General features: G+C 69.6%; 13 protein-coding genes and 1 pseudogene. 7 read left to right on the top strand and 7 right to left on the bottom strand.

The annotated features are described in order from the left end of the window. Positions 1 to 37: 37 nt before the first annotated feature. The gene (gene dnaE / locus ACTWQE_RS23190; protein WP_443330958.1) at positions 38 to 3,580 is read right to left on the bottom strand and encodes a DNA polymerase III subunit alpha; all 3,543 of its coding nucleotides are present in this window, start codon (positions 3,578 to 3,580) and stop codon (positions 38 to 40) included. A gap of 203 nt (positions 3,581 to 3,783) precedes the next feature. Between dnaE and ACTWQE_RS23185 the strand changes: the two are divergent. The 5 genes and pseudogenes from ACTWQE_RS23185 to ACTWQE_RS23165 all read left to right on the top strand — a co-directional run bounded on the left by ACTWQE_RS23185 (position 3,784) and on the right by ACTWQE_RS23165 (position 9,899). Then, positions 3,784 to 5,114 (top strand): annotated as a pseudogene (locus ACTWQE_RS23185) (DUF2252 domain-containing protein). A gap of 186 nt (positions 5,115 to 5,300) precedes the next feature. Next, positions 5,301 to 5,978 (top strand): hypothetical protein, encoded by a 678-nt coding sequence (locus ACTWQE_RS23180; RefSeq protein ID WP_443330957.1) that lies wholly within the window; start codon positions 5,301 to 5,303, stop codon positions 5,976 to 5,978. Positions 5,979 to 6,035: 57 nt separating this feature from the next. Then, on the top strand, positions 6,036 to 6,884 hold the full coding sequence (locus ACTWQE_RS23175; RefSeq protein WP_443330956.1) for a thioredoxin domain-containing protein: 849 nt from the start codon (positions 6,036 to 6,038) through the stop codon (positions 6,882 to 6,884). Positions 6,885 to 6,962: 78 nt separating this feature from the next. Next, positions 6,963 to 8,603: an alkaline phosphatase D family protein gene (locus ACTWQE_RS23170; RefSeq protein WP_443330955.1), complete on the top strand. Its 1,641-nt coding sequence runs from the start codon at positions 6,963 to 6,965 to the stop codon at positions 8,601 to 8,603. A 288-nt stretch (positions 8,604 to 8,891) separates the two neighbouring features. Further along, positions 8,892 to 9,899, top strand: coding sequence for a zinc metalloprotease (locus tag ACTWQE_RS23165; RefSeq protein WP_443330954.1), 1,008 nt, complete (start codon positions 8,892 to 8,894; stop codon positions 9,897 to 9,899). Between the two features lie 124 nt (positions 9,900 to 10,023). Here ACTWQE_RS23165 and ACTWQE_RS23160 read toward each other — a convergent pair whose 3' ends face one another. Beyond that, on the bottom strand, positions 10,024 to 10,605 hold the full coding sequence (locus ACTWQE_RS23160) for a dienelactone hydrolase family protein (RefSeq protein WP_443330953.1): 582 nt from the start codon (positions 10,603 to 10,605) through the stop codon (positions 10,024 to 10,026). Between the two features lie 101 nt (positions 10,606 to 10,706). Here ACTWQE_RS23160 and ACTWQE_RS23155 point away from each other — a divergent pair, with 101 nt between their 5' ends. After that, positions 10,707 to 11,813, top strand: a complete 1,107-nt coding sequence (locus tag ACTWQE_RS23155; RefSeq protein ID WP_443330977.1) for a mechanosensitive ion channel family protein — start codon at positions 10,707 to 10,709, stop codon at positions 11,811 to 11,813. On the opposite strand, the gene ACTWQE_RS23150 is transcribed toward ACTWQE_RS23155, so the two are convergent. The 5 genes from ACTWQE_RS23150 to ACTWQE_RS23130 all read right to left on the bottom strand — a co-directional run bounded on the left by ACTWQE_RS23150 (position 11,785) and on the right by ACTWQE_RS23130 (position 16,978). Next, on the bottom strand, positions 11,785 to 12,531 hold the full coding sequence (locus ACTWQE_RS23150; protein WP_443330952.1) for an SDR family NAD(P)-dependent oxidoreductase: 747 nt from the start codon (positions 12,529 to 12,531) through the stop codon (positions 11,785 to 11,787). The genes ACTWQE_RS23155 and ACTWQE_RS23150 overlap by 29 nt on opposite strands. 42 nt (positions 12,532 to 12,573) lie before the next feature. Then, positions 12,574 to 14,184: a Na+/H+ antiporter gene (locus ACTWQE_RS23145; RefSeq protein ID WP_443330951.1), complete on the bottom strand. Its 1,611-nt coding sequence runs from the start codon at positions 14,182 to 14,184 to the stop codon at positions 12,574 to 12,576. A gap of 145 nt (positions 14,185 to 14,329) precedes the next feature. Continuing rightward, entirely contained in the window at positions 14,330 to 15,271 is a 942-nt protein-coding gene (locus ACTWQE_RS23140) for an RluA family pseudouridine synthase (RefSeq protein ID WP_443330950.1), read from the bottom strand. Positions 15,272 to 15,366: 95 nt separating this feature from the next. Further along, positions 15,367 to 15,927: a signal peptidase II gene (lspA, locus tag ACTWQE_RS23135; RefSeq protein WP_443330949.1), complete on the bottom strand. Its 561-nt coding sequence runs from the start codon at positions 15,925 to 15,927 to the stop codon at positions 15,367 to 15,369. Between the two features lie 82 nt (positions 15,928 to 16,009). Continuing rightward, positions 16,010 to 16,978: a TraR/DksA C4-type zinc finger protein gene (locus ACTWQE_RS23130; RefSeq protein ID WP_443330948.1), complete on the bottom strand. Its 969-nt coding sequence runs from the start codon at positions 16,976 to 16,978 to the stop codon at positions 16,010 to 16,012. Positions 16,979 to 17,638: 660 nt separating this feature from the next. Between ACTWQE_RS23130 and ileS the strand changes: the two genes are divergently transcribed. Further along, a complete protein-coding gene (ileS, locus tag ACTWQE_RS23125; protein ID WP_443330947.1) occupies positions 17,639 to 20,785 on the top strand; it encodes an isoleucine--tRNA ligase in 3,147 nt (1,048 codons plus the stop codon). Positions 20,786 to 20,965: the final 180 nt, after the last annotated feature.

The following is a 20,965-nucleotide window of genomic DNA, read 5'->3' as shown; positions in this document are numbered from 1 at the left end:
TCGAAACGGGCGCGCCCACCGGTTCTCCGGGCGGGTCTCAGCCGGCCAGGCAGGCCGGTCCCAGCAGCACCTTGAGATCGCCGAAGAGCGCCGGGTCGGCGGTGACCCGGTGCCGGTCGAGCCGCAGCACGGTGGTCTTCCTCGCCCCCTGGAGCCTGATCCGCACCTCGGTGGAGCCTCGGTGGTGGGTGAGCACCTCACCGAGCTTCTCCACCAGCGGTGGAGTGACCTTCACCGTCGGAATGGTGATCGTCACCGGCGCGTTGGCGGAGGCCTCCGACAGATCGGGGACCATCAGCTCCATGGCCACGAGCCGGGGGATGTCCTCCCGCTTGTCGAGACGGCCCTTCACGAAGACGACCGTGTCCTCGACCAGTTGGGTGGAGACCAGCTGGTAGGTGGCGGGGAAGAACATGCAGTCGATGGAGCCCGCCAGATCCTCGACGGTGGCGATGGCCCAGGCGTTGCCCTGCTTGGTCATCTTCCGCTGGAGGCCGGAGATGATGCCGCCGATGGTCACGATCGCACCGTCGGAGTGCTCGCCGCCGGTCAGCTGTGAGATCGCCGCGTCCGCCTTGTCGTTCAGGACGTGCTCGATGCCGAACAGCGGGTGGTCCGAGACATAGAGGCCGAGCATCTCGCGCTCCTGCGCCAGCAGATAGGCCTTGTCCCACTCGATGTCGGAGAACTCGACATCGAGACCGAAGCCGGGGCCGTCGTCGGAGGACTCGTCGCCCATGCCTCCGAAGAGGTCGAACTGGCCCTCGGCCTCCTTGCGCTTGACCTGGACCACATTGTCGATCATGGGCTCGTAATGCGCCGTGAGTCCCTTCCGGGTGTGGCCCATCTCGTCGAAGGCGCCTGCCTTGATCAGCGATTCGACCGTCCGCTTGTTGCAGACGACCGCCTCGACCTTGTCGAGGAAGTCGGGGAACGAGGTGTACTTCCCCTTCGACTTACGGGAGCGGATGATCGAATCCACCACGTTCTGACCGACGTTGCGGACCGCGGTGAGACCGAAGAGGATCACATCGTCACCCTGGGCGGCGAAGTTGGCCTCGGACTCATTGACGTTCGGCGGCAGCACCTTGATGCCCATACGGCGGCATTCGTTGAGGTAGATCGCCGACTTGTCCTTGTCGTCCCGCACGGAGGTGAGCAGCGCCGACATGTACTCGGCCGGGTGGTTGGCCTTGAGATAGGCGGTCCAGTAGGTGACCAGCCCGTACGCGGAGGAGTGCGCCTTGTTGAAGGCATATCCGGCGAAGGGCACCAGAACGTCCCACACCGCCTGGATGGCCTCGTCCGAATAGCCGCGCTCGCGGCAGCCCTTCTGGAACGGAATGAATTCCTTGTCGAGGACTTCCTGCTTCTTCTTGCCCATCGCCCGGCGGAGGAGGTCGGCCTGTCCGAGCGAGTATCCGGCGAGCACCTGGGCGGCCTTCTGCACCTGCTCCTGGTACACGATGAGGCCGTAGGTGATGCCGAGGACCTCCTTGAGAGGCTCCTCCAGCTCAGGGTGGATCGGAGTGATCTCCTGCTGCCCGTTCTTGCGCAGCGCATAGTTGGTGTGCGAGTTCATGCCCATCGGGCCCGGCCGGTACAGGGCCGAGACCGCGGAGATGTCCTCGAAGTTGTCGGGCTTCATCAGCCGCAGCAGGGAGCGCATCGGACCGCCGTCGAACTGGAAGACCCCGAGGGTGTCACCGCGGCACAGCAGCTCGTAGGTCTTCGGGTCGTCGAGCGGCAGCGACAGGAGCTCGATGTCGATGCCCTTGTTGCGCTTGATGAGCTTGACGGCGTCATCCATGATTGTCAGGTTGCGCAGGCCCAGGAAGTCCATCTTCAGCAGGCCGAGCGACTCGCAGGTGGGATAGTCCCACTGCGTGATGGTGACGTTGTCGGAGTGCCGCACCCAGACCGGGACGTGGTCGGTGATCGTCTCGCTGGACATGATCACGCCCGCGGCGTGCACGCCCATCTGCCGGACCAGGCCCTCCACACCCTTGGCGGTGTCGATGACCTTTTTGACATCCGGCTCGTTCTCGTACATCCCCCGGACCTCGCCCGCCTCGCTGTAACGCGGGTGCTGGGGGTCGGTGATGCCGGACAGGTCGATGCCCTTGCCGAGGACATCGGCGGGCATCGCCTTGGTGATCCGGTCGCCCATCGCGTACGGGTAGCCCAGGACGCGGGCCGAGTCCTTGATCGCGTTCTTCGCCTTGATCGTGCCGTAGGTGCCGATCATGGCGACCTTGTCGGCGCCGTACTTCTCGGTGACGTACCTGATCACCTCGGAGCGCCTGCGCTCGTCGAAGTCGATGTCGACATCGGGCATGGAGACGCGCTCGGGGTTGAGGAACCGCTCGAAGATCAGACCGTGCTCGATCGGGTCGAGGTCGGTGATGCCCATCGCGTACGAGACGATCGAGCCCGCCGCGGAGCCACGGCCCGGGCCGACCGCGATGCCGTTGTTCTTGGCCCACATGATGAAGTCGGCGACCACGAGGAAGTACCCCGGGAACCCCATCTGGATGATGATGTCCATCTCGTACTCGGCCTGCTTCTGCCGGTCCTCGGGGACACCGCCGGGGTAGCGGCGGGCCATGCCGCGCCTGACCTCCTCCTGGAACCAGCTGACCTCGGTGTAGCCCTCGGGGACGTCGAAGCGCGGCATCAGGTCGCGCTTGTCGAACCAGCCCTCGGTGTCGATCTGCTCCGCCACCAGCAGGGTGTTGGCGCAGCCCTCCTGCCAGGCCTCGGAGGAGTCGATGGCGTACATCTCGTCGGTCGACTTGAGGTAGTAGCCGGTGCCGTCGAAGCGGAACCGGTCCGGGTCGGAGAGGTTCTTGCCGGTCTGGATGCACAGCAGGGCGTCGTGGGCGCCGGACTCGTGCGCGTAGGTGTAGTGCGAGTCATTGGTGACCAGCGGCGGGATACCGAGCTTCTTGCCGATCTCCAGCAGTCCGTCGCGGACCCGGCGCTCGATCTCGATGCCGTGGTCCATCAGCTCCAGGAAGTACTTCTCCTTGCCGAAGATGTCCTGGTATTCGGAGGCCGCCTTGAGCGCCTCGTCGAAGTGGCCCAGCCGGAGCCTGGTCTGCACCTCGCCGGAGGGGCAGCCGGTGGAGGCGATCAGGCCCTCGGAGTGCTGGGCGATGACCTCCTTGTCCATCCGGGGCCACTTGGTCAGCCAGCCCTCGGCGTAGGCGTCGGAGGACAGCCGGAAGAGGTTGTGCAGCCCGGTCCTGTTGCCCGCCCAGATCGTCTTGTGGGTGTAACCACCCGAACCCGACACGTCATCGCGCTTCTGGTGCGGCTGGCCCCACTGGATACGGCGCTTGTTCCGCCGCGACTCGGGAGCGACATAGGCCTCGATACCGATGATCGGCGTGATGTCCGCCTTCTGCGCCTGCTGGAAGAAGTCGTACGCCCCGTGGAGGTTGCCGTGGTCCGTCATCGCGATGTGCGTCATGCCCATCTCGCGGCAGGCGTTGAACATGTCCTTCAGCCGCGCGGCACCGTCCAGCAGGGAGTACTGGGTGTGGACGTGCAGGTGCGTGAACGGCGGCTTGGTCACGGCGGGGGGCCTCCGGAGGAACTGCGGCGCGAAGCGCCTCGGGATGGGGGGCGACGGCAACGAAGTCTACGTCTCCGCACCGACAGCGGACGGGCACTCACCGGTAGCCTCGCCCGTTGCATCTGTTGACCGTCCGCTCGCCCCGCAGGCCCGGCGGCGCGGACCTCTGTCCCCAATGTCACGCACCCAGGAGGCGCACCGCGATGTCGTCCCAGCAGGCCCCGGCCGCCCAGGCCGAGCAGCGCGGCGAGGAGATCCTCGCCGTTTTCGACACCGCCTTCGGGCAGCTGCTGGCCGCCGATCCGGCAGCCTTCCGGGTGAAGTTCCGGAAGATGGCCGCCTCGGCGTTCGCGTTCTACCGCGGCACGGCGTGCCTGTTCTACAACGATCTCCAGGACCGGGAAGGCTCGCCGTATCTGGACGACCGTACGTCCGGGTGTGGATCCACGGCGATCTGCACGCCGAGAACTTCGGCACCTACATGGACGCCAACGGCCGGCTGATCTTCAACGTCAACGACTTCGACGAGGCCTACGTCGGCCCCTTCACCTGGGACCTCAAGCGCTTCGCCGCCTCCGTCGCCCTGATCGGCTACACCAAGGCGCTGAGCGACGAGATGATCACCGACCTGGTGCGGACGTACGCCACCGCCTACCGGGAGCGGATCCACGCGCTGGCCACCGGCGCCAAGGATGACGAGGTGCCGCCCTTCACGCTCGACGCCGCCGAGGGCCCACTGCTCGACGCGCTGCGCGTGGCACGCTCCCTCACCCGCTTCGGGCTGCTCGAGTCGATGACCGAGATCCGGGAGTTCGAGCGCCGCTTCGCGCCCGGCGGCGGCACGATCGAGCTGGACGCGGCCACCCGCTACAAGGTCCTCGCGGCCTTCGACGGCTATCTGGAGACACTGCCGGAGTCCAGCCTCGCCCGCCCCGACTCCTACCGCGTCAAGGACGTCGTCGGCCGCCGCGGCATCGGGATCGGCAGCGCCGGACTGCCCTCGTACAACATCCTGCTGGAGGGCAACAGCGACGCCCTCGAGAACGATGTGGTGATCTATATGAAGCAGGCGCAGACCCCCGCCGTCTCCCGGCACATCACCGACGAGCGGGTCCGCGGCTACTTCCGGCACGAGGGGCACCGCACCGTCATCTCGCAGCGCGCGCTCCAGGACCACGCCGATCCGTGGCTGGGCTGGACCGAGCTCGACGGCTCCGGCCAGCTGGTCGCCGAGGTCTCGCCGTACGCCGTGGACCTGGACTGGTCCGACATCGACGAACCGACCGAGATCGCCGAGGTCGTCGCCGACCTGGGGCGGGCCACCGCGACCATGCACGCGGCGGCGGACGACGAGAGCGGTCACTCCCTGGTCCCCTTCTCCACCGAGCGTGCCATCGACGCGGCCATCGCCGCCGACGAGGACGGCTTCGCGGAGCTGCTGGTGGACTTCGCCCACGCGTACGGCGCCCGGGCACGCGCCGACCACCAGATCTTCGTCGACCTCTTCCGCAACGGCCGGATCCCGGGGCTGTAAGCCCTGCCGGGCGGCCGCCGCGGCCCGCGGGAGTGCCGCCGCTGCGGCGTCCCCCCGGCCACAAGCCGGGGGGACCCTCCCGGACGGACCGGCAGGGCGGGCACGGGCCCGCAAACCGGCCCGGTCAAGGCCTGCGGCCGGGCTTTTAGTCACCCCTTACCCGCACCCATGGCACACTCTCCGGCGATGGACATATCAGGGGCACGACTGCGGGCACTGCGCGCGGCGCTGTTCACAGCGCTCTGCGTGACGCTGTCCGCCGCTTCGCATGTGCTGCTGTCGGGCGTCCCGCTGCCGGTGACCACCGTCGCCGCGCTCTGTGCCGGTGTGTATCTGATCGCCTACGCACTGGCCGGCCGCGAGCGCGGCTTCGGAGCCATCGCCGCCCTGCTCGTACCGCTGGAACTGGCCGCGGACACGGTGTTCACCACCGGCCAGCACGCCTGTTACGGGCGGGCAGGCGGACCGGTCGCGGGTCCGCTGCGCTCGGTCGGAGTGGACCTGCTGTGCGGTGGGGGCGACTTCGGTACTCCGCTGGCCCGGATGACGGGGCCCGACCACGCTGCCGGCCTGGCCTCGACCGGCCCGGCCACCCCCTGGCTGCTGCTGGCCGCGCATGTCGCGGTCGGTCTCGCCGCGGCGGCATGGCTGCGGCGCGGCGAGGCGGCGCTCGGCCGGCTGGTGCGCGCCGTCGCCGCCCTCACCTTCCGCCCCCTGATGATCGCGGCCGCCTCGGTCACCACGGCCGCCGAACCGCCGTGCGGCGGGCGCCGGCCGGTACGACGTGTGGCCACGGCCCGTACGCACCCGATGCTCGCCCACTCCGTCGAACGGCGCGGACCGCCGTGCTCCGTGGCTCTCTGAGCCTTCCCAGCGGAGCAGTCCCGGCACGCACACCGACCACGGAGCAGGAAGACCATCATGAGCAACCGCAACAGCCAGGCCAACAAGCAGGCGGCACGCGAGCGGATGCGCGCCGAGCGCGCGCGCCAGGAGAAGCGGGACAAGATCCGCCGGCAGCTGGTCGTCGGCGGTTCGATCGTCGGCGTCCTCGCGATAGCCGCGGGCGTCGGCGTGGCCGTCAGCAACATGAACAGCGGCAGCGACACCAAGGTGAACAACAAGGACTGGCTGGCCGCCGCGAAGAAGCAGCCGTTCGCGAAGCCCGCCCACTCCACGGGCGACAAGGGCACCACCGTCGTCATCGGCAAGAAGGACGCCAAGAACACCCTCGAGGTGTACGAGGACATGCGCTGCCCGGTCTGTGCCAGTTTCGAGCAGAGCACCGGCGAGACGCTGCTCAAGGGCATGGAGAACGGCACCTACAAGCTGCAGTTCACCATGGGCACCTTCCTCGACGACCAGCCGCAGATCAGTGGCTCGGGCTCGAAGAACGCCCTGAGCGCGCTGGGTGCCGCGCTGAACGTGAGCCCGGAGGCCTTCCTGGAGTACAAGAAGGCGCTGTACTCGGAGAAGAACCACCCGGAGGAGACCGACGACGCGTTCTCCGCGGACGCAAAGCTGATCGAGGTCGCGCAGCAGGTCAAGGAACTCAAGGGCAACAAGACCTTCGAGAAGGCTGTGAACAAGGGCACCTACGACAAGTGGGCGCTGGCGATGAACGACCGTTTCACGGCGGCGAAGGACGTGACCGGCACCCCGAGTTTCAAGTTCAACGGTGACAAGCTGACCGTGGACGGCAAGAACCCGCCGATGCTTCCCCAGCAGTTCGACTCGGCGGTCGAGAAGATGCTCAACGAGAAGAAGTAGCGACTCGGGGCCGACGGGCGGGCGAACTTCCGTTATTCGCCCGCCCGTTCGCCTTACCTGCCAGTAATCTGGTCGGCCGTGACCGATCTTCTCCCAGAGACCACCTCCCGCCGTACGGTCGTCAAGGCCGCGGCCGTTTCCGCCGCTCTCCTGCCGCTCGCCACCGCGCCCCGCGCGCTGGCGGCCGAGGCGGCCCCCGCGTTCCTGCACGGTGTCGCCTCCGGTGATCCGCTGCCCGACGGCGTACTCCTGTGGACCCGAGTGACGCCCGCCCCGGACGCCGTACCCGGCTCGGGCAAAGGCCCCGATGTCGCGGTGGGCTGGCAGGTCGCCGAGGACCAGGCGTTCAGCACGGTCGTGGCGACGGGCACCACGACCGCGAAGGCGTCCTCCGACCACACCGTCAAGGCGGATGTACGCGGACTGCGCCCGGCCACCGTCTACTTCTTCCGCTTCACCGTCGACGGGGTGCGGTCCCCCGTCGGCCGCACCCGCACCACCGCGGCGCACGACGATACGGCGCACGCCCCCCGGTTCGGCGTGGTCTCCTGCGCCAACTGGGAGGCCGGCTGGTTCTCCCCCTACCGCCATCTCGCCGCCCGTCGGGACCTCGACGCGGTGCTCCACCTCGGTGACTACATCTACGAGTACGGCGCCGGCCAGTACCCGGCACAGAAGGACGTCGTCCGCCCGCACTCCCCCGAGCACGAGATCACCACCCTCGCCGACTACCGCGGCCGCCACGGCACCTACAAGACGGACCCCGACCTCCAGTCGCTGCACTCCACCCACCCGGTCGTCGCCATCTGGGACGACCACGAGTTCGCCAACGACACCTGGTCCGGCGGCGCGCAGAACCACACTCCGGGCAGCGAGGGCGAGTGGGCCCAGCGCGTGGCGGCGGCCAAGCAGGCGTACTTCGAATGGATGCCGGTGCGGACCTCGACCGCCGGCACCACGTACCGGCGGCTGCGCTTCGGCAAGCTCGCCGATCTCCATCTGCTCGACCTCCGGTCCTTCCGCTCCCAGCAGTCGACGATCGGCAACGGCGGCGTGGACGACCCCGACCGTACGATCACGGGCCGCGCCCAACTCGACTGGCTGAAGGCGGGTCTGGCGTCGTCCGACGCGTCCTGGAAGCTCGTCGGCACCTCGGTGATGATCTCCCCGGTCGCCTTCGGCTCGCTGCCGGCCCATCTGCTGGGGCCGCTCGCCGAGCTGCTGGGCCTGCCCAAGGAGGGGCTGGCCGTCAACGTCGACCAGTGGGACGGCTACACCGACGACCGGCGAGAACTGCTCGCCCATCTGCGCGAACAGTCGATCGCCAACACGGTCTTCCTCACCGGGGACATCCATATGGCGTGGGCCAACGACGTACCGGTGAAGGCCGCCACCTACCCTCTCTCCGCCTCCGCGGCGACGGAGTTCGTGGTCACCTCCGTGACATCGGACAATTTCGACGACCTCCTGCAGGTCGCCCCGCACACCCTGTCCCTGGGCGCTGTCACGGCGATCAAGGCCGCCAACCGCCATGTGAAGTGGGTGGACATGGATTCGCACGGCTACGGCGTCCTCGATGTCACCGCCGAGCGCACACAGATGGACTACTACGTGGTCTCCGACAGGACCGACCGCGGCGCCACCGCCGCGTGGACGCGTTCGTACCGGACCCGGTCCGGCACACAGAAGATCGAGCGGGCGGACGCACCCGTAGGCTGACGGTCGATTTCCGGCCAGATCCGGGCCGTATACGGCGGCTGGGAACGGTCGCTGGGAGTGGTGTGTTCCGGAGCCCGTATCGGGACACACCACTCACCCCCGCCACCTCGGGCGTTACCGACGTATCTCAAAGTGCGGACTGTGTCGGCAGATCTCTCCCCAACGCCCCAATTGCCCTGACCTGTTGATTGGGCCAGTTCGGATCTGCTGAAGATCTGATACCGCCTCGTACTCTCCCGGCACGGCAGGCGGAAATCCCACCTGCCACCGTGTCCGCGAGGAGCCCAGATGCGCACAACGGCCCGAATATCCCCGCGTCTTCGCAAGCGCTTCATCGGCACCGCCCTGCTGGCCGGTGCCCTGGCCTTCACCCCGCTGTCCGCCACCGCGGGAGCCACGAGCTCGGCCGGGGAACCGGCCCGGACCACGGCCGAGAAGTGTGCCGAGGACAGTGCGGCGGGCGCCGCGGCGCGGGAGGCGCACCCGGGCAGCGAACACGGGCAGCACGGCGCACACGAGCCGAACGAGATCAGCGAGTCCGAGGCGAAGGCCATGGACAAGGAGCTGCGGCGAAGAGTCGGAGAGCTGCGGACGTCCGCCCGGGCGAGGACCGCCACGGCCACCACGATCCCGGTCTACTTCCACGTCGTCCACGACGGCAGCAAGGGCAAGCTCACCGCCACCGACGTCAAGGGCCAGATCGATGTCCTGAACGCGGCGTACGCGGGCAAGGGCGACGGCAACTCCGCCAGCCAGTTCAGGTTCAAGCTGGTGAGGACCGACTACACCGACAGCGCGGAGTGGTACAACGGACTGGAGCCGGACGGTGCCGGTGAGCGGGCCATGAAGACCAAGCTCCGCAAGGGCGGTTCGAGCGCGCTCAACATCTACAGCGCCGACCTCGGCGGCGGCCTCCTCGGCTGGGCGACCTTCCCCGAGTGGTACCCGGACGACCCGAAGATGGACGGCGTGGTGATCCTCGACGCGTCGCTGCCGGGCGGCTCGGCGGCCAACTACAACGAGGGTGACACGGCCACCCACGAGGTCGGCCACTGGATGGGGCTCTACCACACCTTCCAGGACGGCTGTTCCGAGCCGAACGACTACGTCGCGGACACCACCGCGGAGGAGAGCCCGGCGTTCGAGTGCCCGGTCGGCCGTGACACCTGCGCGGCCGAGGGCCTCGACCCGATCAAGAACTTCATGGACTACACGTACGACTCCTGCATGACCCAGTTCACCCCGGGCCAGGTGGAGCGGATGACCCAGTACTGGTACGCCTACCGAGCCAGCTGAGCGCGGTAGCCGCCGACGGGACATGCCCTGCCGCACGTATGGTGCGGCAGGGCATGTCCCGTGGGACGGAAGGAGAACCGCCGGAGAAGAAGCGTGGCCGGAAAGAACGGGTGTTCGGCGCCGGTCAGAGCTCGTCGAGGAAGGCGAGGGCCACCGGCCAGGCCGCCTCCGCCGCCTCCGCGTCGTAGTCCGGCAGCTCCGGGTCGGTGAAGATGTGCCCGGCTCCCGGATAGCGGTAGACCTCCACGTCCGCCCCGGCCCGCCGCATCCGCAGGTACCAGGCGTTCAGCCAGTCGTCCGGCTCGAAGGGGTCCGGGGCCGCGACGTGCAGCTGCACCGGCAGCTCGTCCGCCGTGACGTCGTCGGCGATGTCCGAGGTGCCGTGGAGCAGGAGCAGACCACGGGCCTTCTCGTCCGCGAGGGCGAGGTTCTGGGCGATGGAGCCGCCCAGCGACAGGCCGGCGTAGACCAGCCCCCGGTCCGAGAGCGGGGCGGCGGCGGTGACGGCCCGCCGCAGCAACTCGTCGTTGCCGATCTCGTCCCTGATCTCCATGCCTTCCTCGAACGTCTCGGCCGTACGTCCCTCGTACAGGTCCGGCACATGGACCTCATGACCGGCCGCGCGCAGCCGCTCGGCGGCCTCCCGTACGGCCGGACGCAGCCCGTAGGCCGAGTGGAACAGGACAATCGTGGTGGAGGACGGCACAGGTTTCCCTCAGGTCTCGGTGTATCGCACTTCTCACATCGTGCCAGCTACGGTCGTGGGTACGCGGACAGCCAGAAGCACTGAAAGGAGCTGAGGTGTCCATGGAGGACGTGCTACGTCCCCTCTTCGTGATCGGTGGCTCGATCACCATCACCCTCGTCATCGGCTGGCTCGTCGACCACGGCCTGCGCCGGACCGACGCCCGCCACCCGGAGACGCCCCTGTGGGACCTGCTGCGCCGCTGCCGGGTCCCCCTGCAGTTCGTGCTCTGCGCGGCGCTGCTGCGCGGCTCGTACGACCAGGCGCATCTCACGGCCGACCACGACAAGGCGACCGGGCAGGTGCTCACCCTGGTGCTGATCGGGGCGACGGCGTGGCTGGTGGTCCGGATCGCCACGGCGATCGTGGAGTCGTCGTACTCCCGCTATGCGACCTCGACCCGGGACCCGGCGCGGGTCCGCCGGGTACGGACCCAGGTGACGCTGATCCAGCGGGTGGTGACCGCGATCGTCGGGGTCGTGGCGGCCGCCGCGATGCTGCTGACGTTCCCGGCGATGCGTACGGTCGGCACCTCGATGCTGGCCTCGGCCGGTCTGCTCGGCATCGTCGCCGGTATCGCCGCCCAGTCCACGCTCGGCAATCTCTTCGCCGGTCTGCAGATCGCCTTCGGTGACATGGTGCGCATCGGCGACACCGTCGTGGTGGACGAGGAGTGGGGCACGGTCGAGGAGATCACGCTCACCTTCCTGACCGTGAAGACCTGGGACGAGCGCCGGTTCACCATGCCCGTGTCGTACTTCACCAGCCAGCCGTTCGAGAACTGGTCACGCGGCGGCCCGCAGATGACCGGCACGGTCTTCTTCCACCTCGACCACTCGGCTCCGGTGGAGGCGATACGGGAGAAGGTGCACGAGATCGTGCAGGACTGTGCGGCCTGGGACGGGCGCGAGTGGGGCGTGGCGGTCACCGACACCACCCCCAGCACGATGGTGGTACGCGCCCTGGTCACGGCCCGGGACGCCGACGCGGTGTGGACCGTGCGCTGCGAGGTCCGGGAGAGGGTCGTCGCCTGGCTGTGTGACAAGCACCCGTACGCGCTGCCGCGGGTCGCGACGGCGCCGGCGGTGCTGCCGCCCGAGGACGCCGGACCGCAGAGCAGAGTGCTGGAGAGTTCCGGGCCTAACGGCCACGCTCGGCGCCACCGTTGACCTGGATGACCTGCGCGGTGATGTGCGCGGCCGCGTGGGAGGCGAGCCAGTGCAGGGTCTCCGCGACATCCCCGGGGGTCCCCGCCCGCCCGTCGAGGGTCTCGGCCACCCGGGCGTCGTGCCGGGCGTCGGGCAGGCGCCCGCCGAAGAAGCCGGTCTCCTCGGTGTAGCCGGGGGCGACGACGTTCACCGTGACGCCGCGGGGCCCCAGATCGCGGGCGAGGGCATAGGCATACGGGTGCAGAGCCGCCTTGGCGGAGGCGTACGGGTGGGAGCCCGAGCCACGGAGGGCGGCGATGGAGCTCACGAAGAGCACCCGGCCGCCGGGTGACGCCAGATGGTCGCGGAGCGCCTCGGTGAGCAGCACCGCGGTGTGCACATTCAGGCGGAAGATGACCGTCCAGTCGTGTGCGACCGCCTCCAGCGGATCGCCGACGGCCACCAGGGGCTCCAGTCCGCCGTTGCCGCCGGCGTTGTTGACGAGCACGTCCACGGCGCCGAACCGCTCGCAGACGAACCCGGCGGCGCGGCGCGTCTGCTGCGGGTCGGTCAGATCGGCCGGGCAGGCCACGGCGCCGGGCACCTCGGCCGCGGCCTTGTCGAGGACCTCGGCCCGCCGCCCGATGAGCACCACCTGGTCCCCGTCCCGGGCGAACGCTCTGGCGGTGGCGAGCCCGATGCCCGTACCGCCACCACTGATGACCACCGTGCGCGACATGGGCGCGGCTCCCCTCGCTCGGGATACCAGGAGATCAGGAGATCAGTCCGATCCTACGGCGGGGGCGCCGCGCAGGCTCCGTACATCGAGCTGATGCAGCACCCGGTCGACCACCTCCGGGTCGGCCCCCGGCTCGCTGCGGGCCGCCAGTACCTCATGGCGGGCTGCCGAGAGCATCTCGGCCTGGATCCGCTGCACCCGCCGGAGGCGCGCCATCCGCTTGTGCTGTGTCTCCCGCCGCTCGTCGTCGACGATGTCCGGCGAGATCCGGATCCCGATCTCGTACGCCCGGCGGAGCAGCTGCTCGGACAGCTCTTCCGGAACGTCCTCGACCTGCTCGATCTCCCGCAGCCGCCGTTTCGCGGCCTTGGCGACGCGCAGCGCCAGCTGCCGCTCGTGCTCCCGCTCGGCGTCGGTGTCGGCGCGGACGTCGAGCCGTTTGACCAGCCACGGCAGGGTCAGGCCCTGGAGCACCAGCGTGGCGAGGACCACGGCGAACGCGATGAAGAGGATTTCCTCGCGGGCGGGGAAGGGCCGACCGCCGTCGATGGTCAGGGGGATCGCGAGGGCCAGGGCGACCGACGCGACACCGCGCATGCCCGCCCACCACATGACGACGGTCTCCCGCCAGGTCATCGGGATGTCCTCCGCGATGTCGCCCCGCCGGTGCATTCTCCGGGCGATCCGGGCGGCCGGCAGCAGCCACAGCAGCCGGACGGCGACCACGACGCCCACGACGGCGGCGCTCGCGCCCAGCAGCTGGCCCCAGCGCCCGGAGACGGTGCCGAAGAGGTGGTGGAGTTCGAGACCGATGAGACCGAAGGCGACGCCGGTGACGAGGGTGTCGACGACGCTCCAGAAGGTGTTGCCCGCGAGCCGTCCCAGGACGTCGTCGGCGTCGACGGCGTACTCGGCGAGGAAGAGGGCGGTGGTGAGCACGGCGAGCACCCCGCTGCCCCCGAACTCCTCCGCCAGAACGTAGGACACGAAGGGCACGAGCAGGGTGAGCCCGATCTGCAGGGTGTGGTCGCCGAGCAGCCCGATCAGCTTGTTGGCGGCCCAGCCGAGGGCGAATCCGACCGCCACCGCGACGACCGCGGACAGGACCAGGGCCCCGGCCGCCCGCGGTACGGAGAAGGTGCCGCTGATGGCGGCGGCCAGGGCCACGTGGTAGATCACGATCGCGGTGACGTCGTTGAACAGCCCCTCGCCCTCAAGGATGGAGACCATGCGCCGGGGCAGTCCGAGCGAACCGGCGACAGCGGTCGCGGCGACGGGGTCGGGCGGGGCGACGAGCGCGCCGAGGACGACGGCGGCCGCGATCGGCAGCCCGGGGACGACGGCGTGCGCAACCGCGGCGACGGCCGCGGTGGTGACGAAGACCAGCGCGACGGCGAGCAGGAAGATCGCCCGTTTGTTCGCCGCGAACTGCCGCCAGGAGGTGCGCTGCACGGACGCGTAGAGCACCGGCGGAAGGACGAGCGGCAGGATGTACGCGGGCGGGATGTCGACATTCGGGACGAACGGCAGCAGGGCGAGGACGACACCGCCCAGCGTCATCAGCACGGGCGCCGGCAGTCCCAGCCGGTCGCCGACGGGGACCGTGACCACGGCTCCGAGCAGCAGGACGAACAGCAGGGCCAACTGGTCCACGGTCTGCGGCTCCGGTGCTCGGGGTCGGTGGGTCAGCCCCTCAAGCGTGCCATGACCGGCCAATTCCGGGTCTCGCGGCTGCCGGCCTCACAGCTCCGGCCTCACAGCTCCCTGTACGGCCCCGCCGTCACGGCCGCGCTCTCGGTCACGCGCTCTCCGCGCGGACGGTGTCGAGGGCGCGCCGGAGGTCGTCCGGGTAGACGCTCTCGTACTCGACCCAGCGGCCGTCCGCCGGGTGCTCGAAACCGAGCCTGACCGCGTGCAGCCACTGACGGGTGACCGTGAGCCGCTTGGCGAGGGTGGGGTCCGCGCCGTAGGTCAGGTCGCCGACGCAGGGGTGGCGGTGGGCGGCCATGTGCACCCGGATCTGGTGGGTGCGGCCGGTCTCCAGCTTGATGTCGAGCAGGCTGGCGGCGCGGAACGCCTCGATGAGGTCGTAGTGCGTGACGCTCGGCTTGCCGTCGGCGGTCACGGCCCACTTGTAGTCGTGGTTCGGATGGCGGCCGATCGGGGCGTCGATGGTGCCGCTCAGCGGGTCGGGGTGGCCCTGGACGAGCGCATGGTAGCGCTTGTCGACCGTACGGTCCCGGAACTGCTGCTTGAGCAGGCTGTACGCGCGCTCGGACTTCGCGACGACCATGAGGCCGGAGGTGCCCACGTCGAGACGGTGCACGATGCCCTGGCGCTCGGCGGCGCCGGAGGTGGAGATCCGATAGCCGGCGGCGGCCAGTCCGCCGATGACGGTCGTGCCGCTCCAGCCGGGGCTGGGGTGGGCGGCGACGCCCACGGGCTTCATGATCACGACGATGTCGTCGTCGTCGTGGACGATCTCCATGCCCTCGACGGGTTCGGCCACGATCTGCACCGGCGGAGCGGCCTGGGGCATCTCCACCTCGAGCCAGGCGCCGCCGCTCACCCGGTCGGACTTGCCGGCGGTGCTGCCGTCGATCTGGACCTTCCCGGACGCGGCGAGCTCGGCGGCCTTGGTCCGGGAAAAGCCGAACATACGGGCGATCGCGGCGTCGACGCGCTCGCCCTCCAGGCCGTCGGGTACGGGCAGCGTGCGGATCTCGGGAAGGGTGCTCACCCCGTCGAGTATGCCGGACCGTGACCGTCGGCCCGTACGCCAGTCCTCGTCGCCGGCCGCTCGTGGACCTGTCGCCGGTCGCTGTGGATCTGTCGTCAGTCCTTGTGGACCGTGCCGTCCGGGTCCAGACCGCGGAAGGAGAGGATCACGATGAGGACGCCGCCGCAGACGATCGCGGAGTCGGCGAGATTGAAGACCGCGAAGTGCGCCGGGGCGATGAAGTCCACCACGGCGCCTTGGAAGACCCCCGGCGACCGGAAAATCCGGTCCGTGAGGTTGCCGAACGCGCCACCGAGCAGCAGTCCGAGCGCGATGGCCCACGGGACGCTGTACAGCTTGCGGGCGATCCTCGCGATCACCACGATCACCGTCGCCGCGATGATGGTGAAGACGATGGTCAGGGCCTGGCCGAGGCCGAAGGCGGCCCCGGGGTTCCGCACCGCCTCCAGCTTGAGCACATCGCCCAGGATCTCGATCGGTTCGTGGTGCTCCAGCTCCGCGACCACGATCATCTTGCTGAACAGATCGAGGGCATAGGCGATCGCGGCGACCGCCAGCAGTACCGCGACCCGCCGCTTCCCCCTGGGCGTGGACCGCTCGGCCTGCTCCGGCTCGTCACAACCTGGAGTACCGATGGTCCGCTCCGCCTCTGCCACCTGAGTCCTCAGCATCCGTCCGCGAGCGGGTCCGGGCCCCGCCTGAGTCGACTGAGGACGAGGGTACGGCACACCCGTGAGTTCAGTGCCGCTCCTGCCTCTGCTTGCACTCCACGCACAGGGTGGCTCGGGGGAAGGCCTGCATCCGCGCCTTGCCGATCGGATTCCCGCAGGACTCGCAGAGCCCGTACGTGCCGGCGTCCAGCCGCTCGAGCGCCCGCTCGGTCTGCTCCAGCATCTCGCGGGCGTTGGCCGCGAGAGCCAGCTCGTGCTCGCGGGTGATGTTCTTGGTGCCCGCATCGGCCTGGTCGTCGCCCGCACCGTCACCGGAGTCGCGCATCAGACCCGTGATCGCCTCCTCCGAGGCGATGATCTCCGCGCCCAGCCGGAGCGCCTCGTTCTGCAGCTCCGCGCGGGCCTCGGCCACCTCGTCGGCGGACCAGGGCTCCTCGCCGGGCCGTACGGCGAGCTCCTCGGGTCCGGCCGCGCCGACGCGGGCCTTGGGAACCGCGGTCGCGGCGGCGGCCGCGACCTTCTTGGCGGCCGAGGCCCCGCCTGGAGTCTTCTTCGCAACCACCGTATGGGCTCCCGTCGTGTCAGCGGGCTTCCGGGCGGCGGTCGCCGCCTTCACAGCCTTCTTCGCCGGTACGGCCTTCCTGGCCTTGGTCGTGCGGGCCGTGCTGTTCTTGGCCGCGGCCTTTCCCTCGGCGGCCTTCCTGGGTGGCGCCTGCTCGGCGGCCGACTTCTTCGCCGGAGCCTTCGTGGCGGGGGTCTTCCCGGCCGCGGCCCCCTTCATCGTGGTGTTTCCGGCCGCGGATTCCTGGACCTTTCCGGCCGCGGACTTCTTCGTCGGGACCTTCTCGGCCACGGACTCCTTCACCCGGGCCTTCTCGGCCACGGGCTTCTTCGCCGGGGCCTTCTTGGCCGCCGACTTCCTGGGCGGAGCCGACTTCGCCGACGCGGCCGTGCTCTTCTTCGTGGCGGACTTCTTGGCCGTTCCGGCCGTCTTCTCCGTCGTGGCCGCGGTCTTCTTCACGGTGCTCTTTTTCACGGTGCTCTTCTTCGGCGGTGAATTCCTGGGCGCCGCACCAGCGGATCTGGCGGACGCCGTCTTCTTCACGGCGGTTTTCTTCGCCACCATGGCCGCGGCCCCTTCACATATTGTGATCTTGCACGCGCATCGGTGCTGGGACGATAAATCGACTCCAGGCCCGCGGCAACGGGGCACGCCGCCTGGCCGGGGCCTCGGAGGGGGCACAGCGCCTGCCTCACCAGTCGGCAGGGCAAGCTTGACAGCGTTGTGCCCCGCTCCCCGCCCGGTAATCACCTGTCCCGGCGCGGACCCTCCGGGCGGCCCGAACTCCGCGACCCCGCGGATGCCCCATCCGGGTCATGCACCGGACCGGGAAATGCGGTCGGCCCGGCTCGGCGAGGCCCCGTACACTGGGCGCAGCGAAAGGCGTGGAAGGGGACGAGTAGCGCCGTACGCGGCCATGAGCGATCCGGGGACGGTGCGAGCCCGGAGGCGAGCGCGACGTGAAGATCACCCCGGAGCCGCCGGAAGAAAGCTCCCCGAGCGAGTAGACCCGGCGTCGTGACCCCAATGAGGGGGCCGAGGGCACTGCCCGCGGCCAAGGAGGGTGGTACCGCGGGAGCCGTGCTCTCGTCCCTCCGACGGAACCGACATGTCCGCCGGAGGAAGAGACTCCCGATGACGCCGCCGCAGTACCGCCAGGTGCCCGCCCAGGTCGACCTGCCCGCCCTCGAGCACGCCGTGCTCGACTTCTGGCGCGAGAACAAGATCTTCGCCCGTAGTCTCGAGCAGTCCGCCGGCCGGCCCGAGTGGGTCTTCTACGAGGGCCCGCCGACCGCGAACGGCATGCCCGGCGCCCACCACATCGAGGCACGCGTCTTCAAGGACGTCTTCCCCCGCTTCCGGACCATGCAGGGCTACCACGTCGGCCGCAAGGCGGGCTGGGACTGCCATGGTCTGCCCGTCGAACTGGCCGTCGAGAAAGAGCTCGGCTTCAACGGCAAGAAGGACATCGAGGCCTACGGCATCGCCCCCTTCAACGCCAAGTGCCGCGAGTCGGTGACCCGGCACACCGACGCCTTCGCCGAGCTCACCACGCGCATGGGCTACTGGGTCGACCTGGACGACGCCTATCGCACCATGGACCCGGAGTACGTCGAATCGGTCTGGTGGTCGCTGAAGGAGATCTTCACCAAGGGCCTGCTGGTCCAGGACCACCGGGTCGCCCCCTGGTGCCCGCGCTGCGGCACCGGTCTGTCCGACCACGAGCTGGCGCAGGGATACGAGACGGTCGTCGACCCCTCCGTCTACGTCCGCTTCCCGCTGACCTCCGGCCCGCTGGCGGGCGAGGCGGCGCTGCTGGTCTGGACGACGACCCCGTGGACGCTGGTCTCGAACACCGCGGTCGCCGCCCACCCGGATGTGACCTACGTCGTCGCGACGAACGGCGAGGAGCAGCTGGTCGTCGCGCAGCCGCTGCTGGAAAAGGCGCTGGGCGAAGGGTGGGAGGCCACCGGGCGGACCTTCACCGGCACCGAGATGGAGCGATGGGCCTACGACCGCCCGTTCTCCCTGGTCCCCATCGAGGACGCCCATTTCATCGTCAATGCCGACTATGTGACGACGGAAGACGGCACCGGCCTGGTCCACCAGTCCCCGGCCTTCGGTGAGGACGACCTCAAGGTGTGCCGGGCGTACGGTCTGCCGGTCGTGAACCCGGTCCGCCCGGACGGCACCTTCGAGGAGAACGTGCCGCTCGTCGGCGGCCAGTTCTTCAAGAAGGCCGACGAGGCGCTGGTCAAGGACCTCGGCGAGCGGGACCTACTGTTCCGGCACGTCCCGTACGAACACAGCTACCCGCACTGCTGGCGCTGCCACACGGCGCTCCTCTACTACGCCCAGCCGTCCTGGTACATCCGCACCACCGCGATCAAGGACGCGCTGCTGCGGGAGAACGAGAACACCAACTGGTACCCGGACTCGGTCAAGCACGGCCGCTTCGGGGACTGGCTGAACAACAACATCGACTGGGCGCTGTCCCGCAACCGCTACTGGGGCACACCGCTTCCGGTCTGGCGCTGCGAGGAGGGCCACCTCACCTGTGTCGGCTCCCTCGCCGAGCTCTCCGAGCTCACGGGCACCGACCAGTCGGGCCTCGACCCCCACCGCCCGTACATCGACGAGATCACGTTCAGCTGCACCGCCGAGGGCTGCTCGCTCGAGGCGGTCCGCGTCCCGGAAGTGATCGACGCCTGGTACGACTCGGGCTCGATGCCCTTCGCACAGTGGGGCTATCCGTACCGCAACAAGGACGTCTTCGAGAAGCGCTATCCGGCGCAGTTCATCTCGGAGGCCATCGACCAGACCCGTGGCTGGTTCTACACGCTGATGGCCGTCGGCACGCTGGTCTTCGACAAGTCGTCCTACGAGAACGTGGTCTGTCTCGGCCACATCCTCGCCGAGGACGGCCGCAAGATGTCCAAGCACCTGGGCAACATCCTCCAGCCGATCCCGCTCATGGACGAGCACGGCGCCGACGCGGTGCGCTGGTTCATGGCGGCCGGCGGCTCGCCGTGGTCGGCCCGCCGGGTGGGCCACGGCACGATCCAGGAGGTCGTCCGCAAGACCCTCCTCACGTACTGGAACACGGTTGCCTTCCAGGCCCTGTACGCCCGGACGTCCGGCTGGGCGCCGAGCTCGTGGGACCCGGCCCCGGCCGACCGCCCGCTGCTGGACCGCTGGCTCCTGAGCGAGCTCAACGCCCTCACCGACCAGGTCACCCAGGCCATGGAGAGCTACGACACCCAGCGCGCCGGCAAGCTGCTGTCGGCCTTCGTGGACGACCTGTCCAACTGGTACGTGCGCCGCTCCCGCCGCCGCTTCTGGCAGGGCGACCGGGCCGCGCTCCGCACCCTGCACGAATCGATCGAGACGGTCACCCGTCTGATGGCGCCGATCGTCCCCTTCGTCACCGAGCGGGTGTGGCAGGACCTGGTGGTCCCGGTCGCCCCGGACGCCCCGGAGTCGGTGCATCTGGCGTCCTGGCCCCAGGCCGACACCGCTCTGATCGACCCCGCGCTGTCCTCCCGGATGGTGCTGGTGCGCCGCCTGGTGGAGCTCGGACGGGCGACGCGCGCCGAGTCGGGCGTGAAGACCCGCCAGCCGCTGTCGCGCGCCCTGGTCGCCGCGGCCGGCTTCGAGTCCCTGGGTGAGGAGCTGCGCGCCCAGATCGCCGAGGAGTTGAACGTCAGCGAGCTCGCCTCCCTCTCCGAGGTCGGCGGATCCCTGGTGGACACCACGGCCAAGGCCAACTTCCGTGCGCTGGGCAAACGCTTCGGCAAGGGCGTTCAGGCCGTCGCCCAGGCGATCGCCGGGGCGGACGCCGCCGCGCTGTCGCTGGCGCTCCGCGAGGGCACGGCCTCGGTGGAGGTCGACGGCGAGACGGTGCCCCTGTCACCGGACGAGGTGATCATCACCGAGACCCCGCGCGAAGGCTGGTCGGTGGCCTCGGACTCGGGTGCGACCGTCGCCCTCGACCTGGAGATCACCCCGGAGCTGCGCCGGGCAGGCCTGGCCCGTGACGCGATCCGGCTGATCCAGGAGGCGCGCAAGAACAGCGGCCTGGACGTGGCGGACCGGATCGCCCTGCGCTGGCAGTCCACGGACGAGGAGGTCCGTAAGGCCCTCACGGACCACTCCGCCCTGGTCTCGGACGAGGTTCTCGCCACGGACTTCGCCTCGGGCGAGGCGGACGACTCCTACGGCGACCCGTTCACGGACGACCCGCTCGGTCTCACCTTCCGCCTCCGCAGGGCCGAAGCCTGACATCTCTCCCGCTCACCCCCGGCTGAACCCCAGCCGGGGGTGAGCGAGCGGGGACCACGGCTGCGGCAGCCGACAACATCCCCACGGTGAAGGCGGCAGCCTGGCGGAGACGAACGGCACCGAGGTCGCCGCCGCGATCACCGTGGGATACCAAAGGGCCGGGCCCGGGACTGATGTCCC

Source organism: Streptomyces sp. 8N706, assembly GCF_052245415.1.
Classification (GTDB): Bacteria; Actinomycetota; Actinomycetes; order Streptomycetales; family Streptomycetaceae; genus Streptomyces.
Note: the sequence above shows the minus strand (reverse complement) of the source record. Positions and strands in the feature narration are given on the sequence as shown.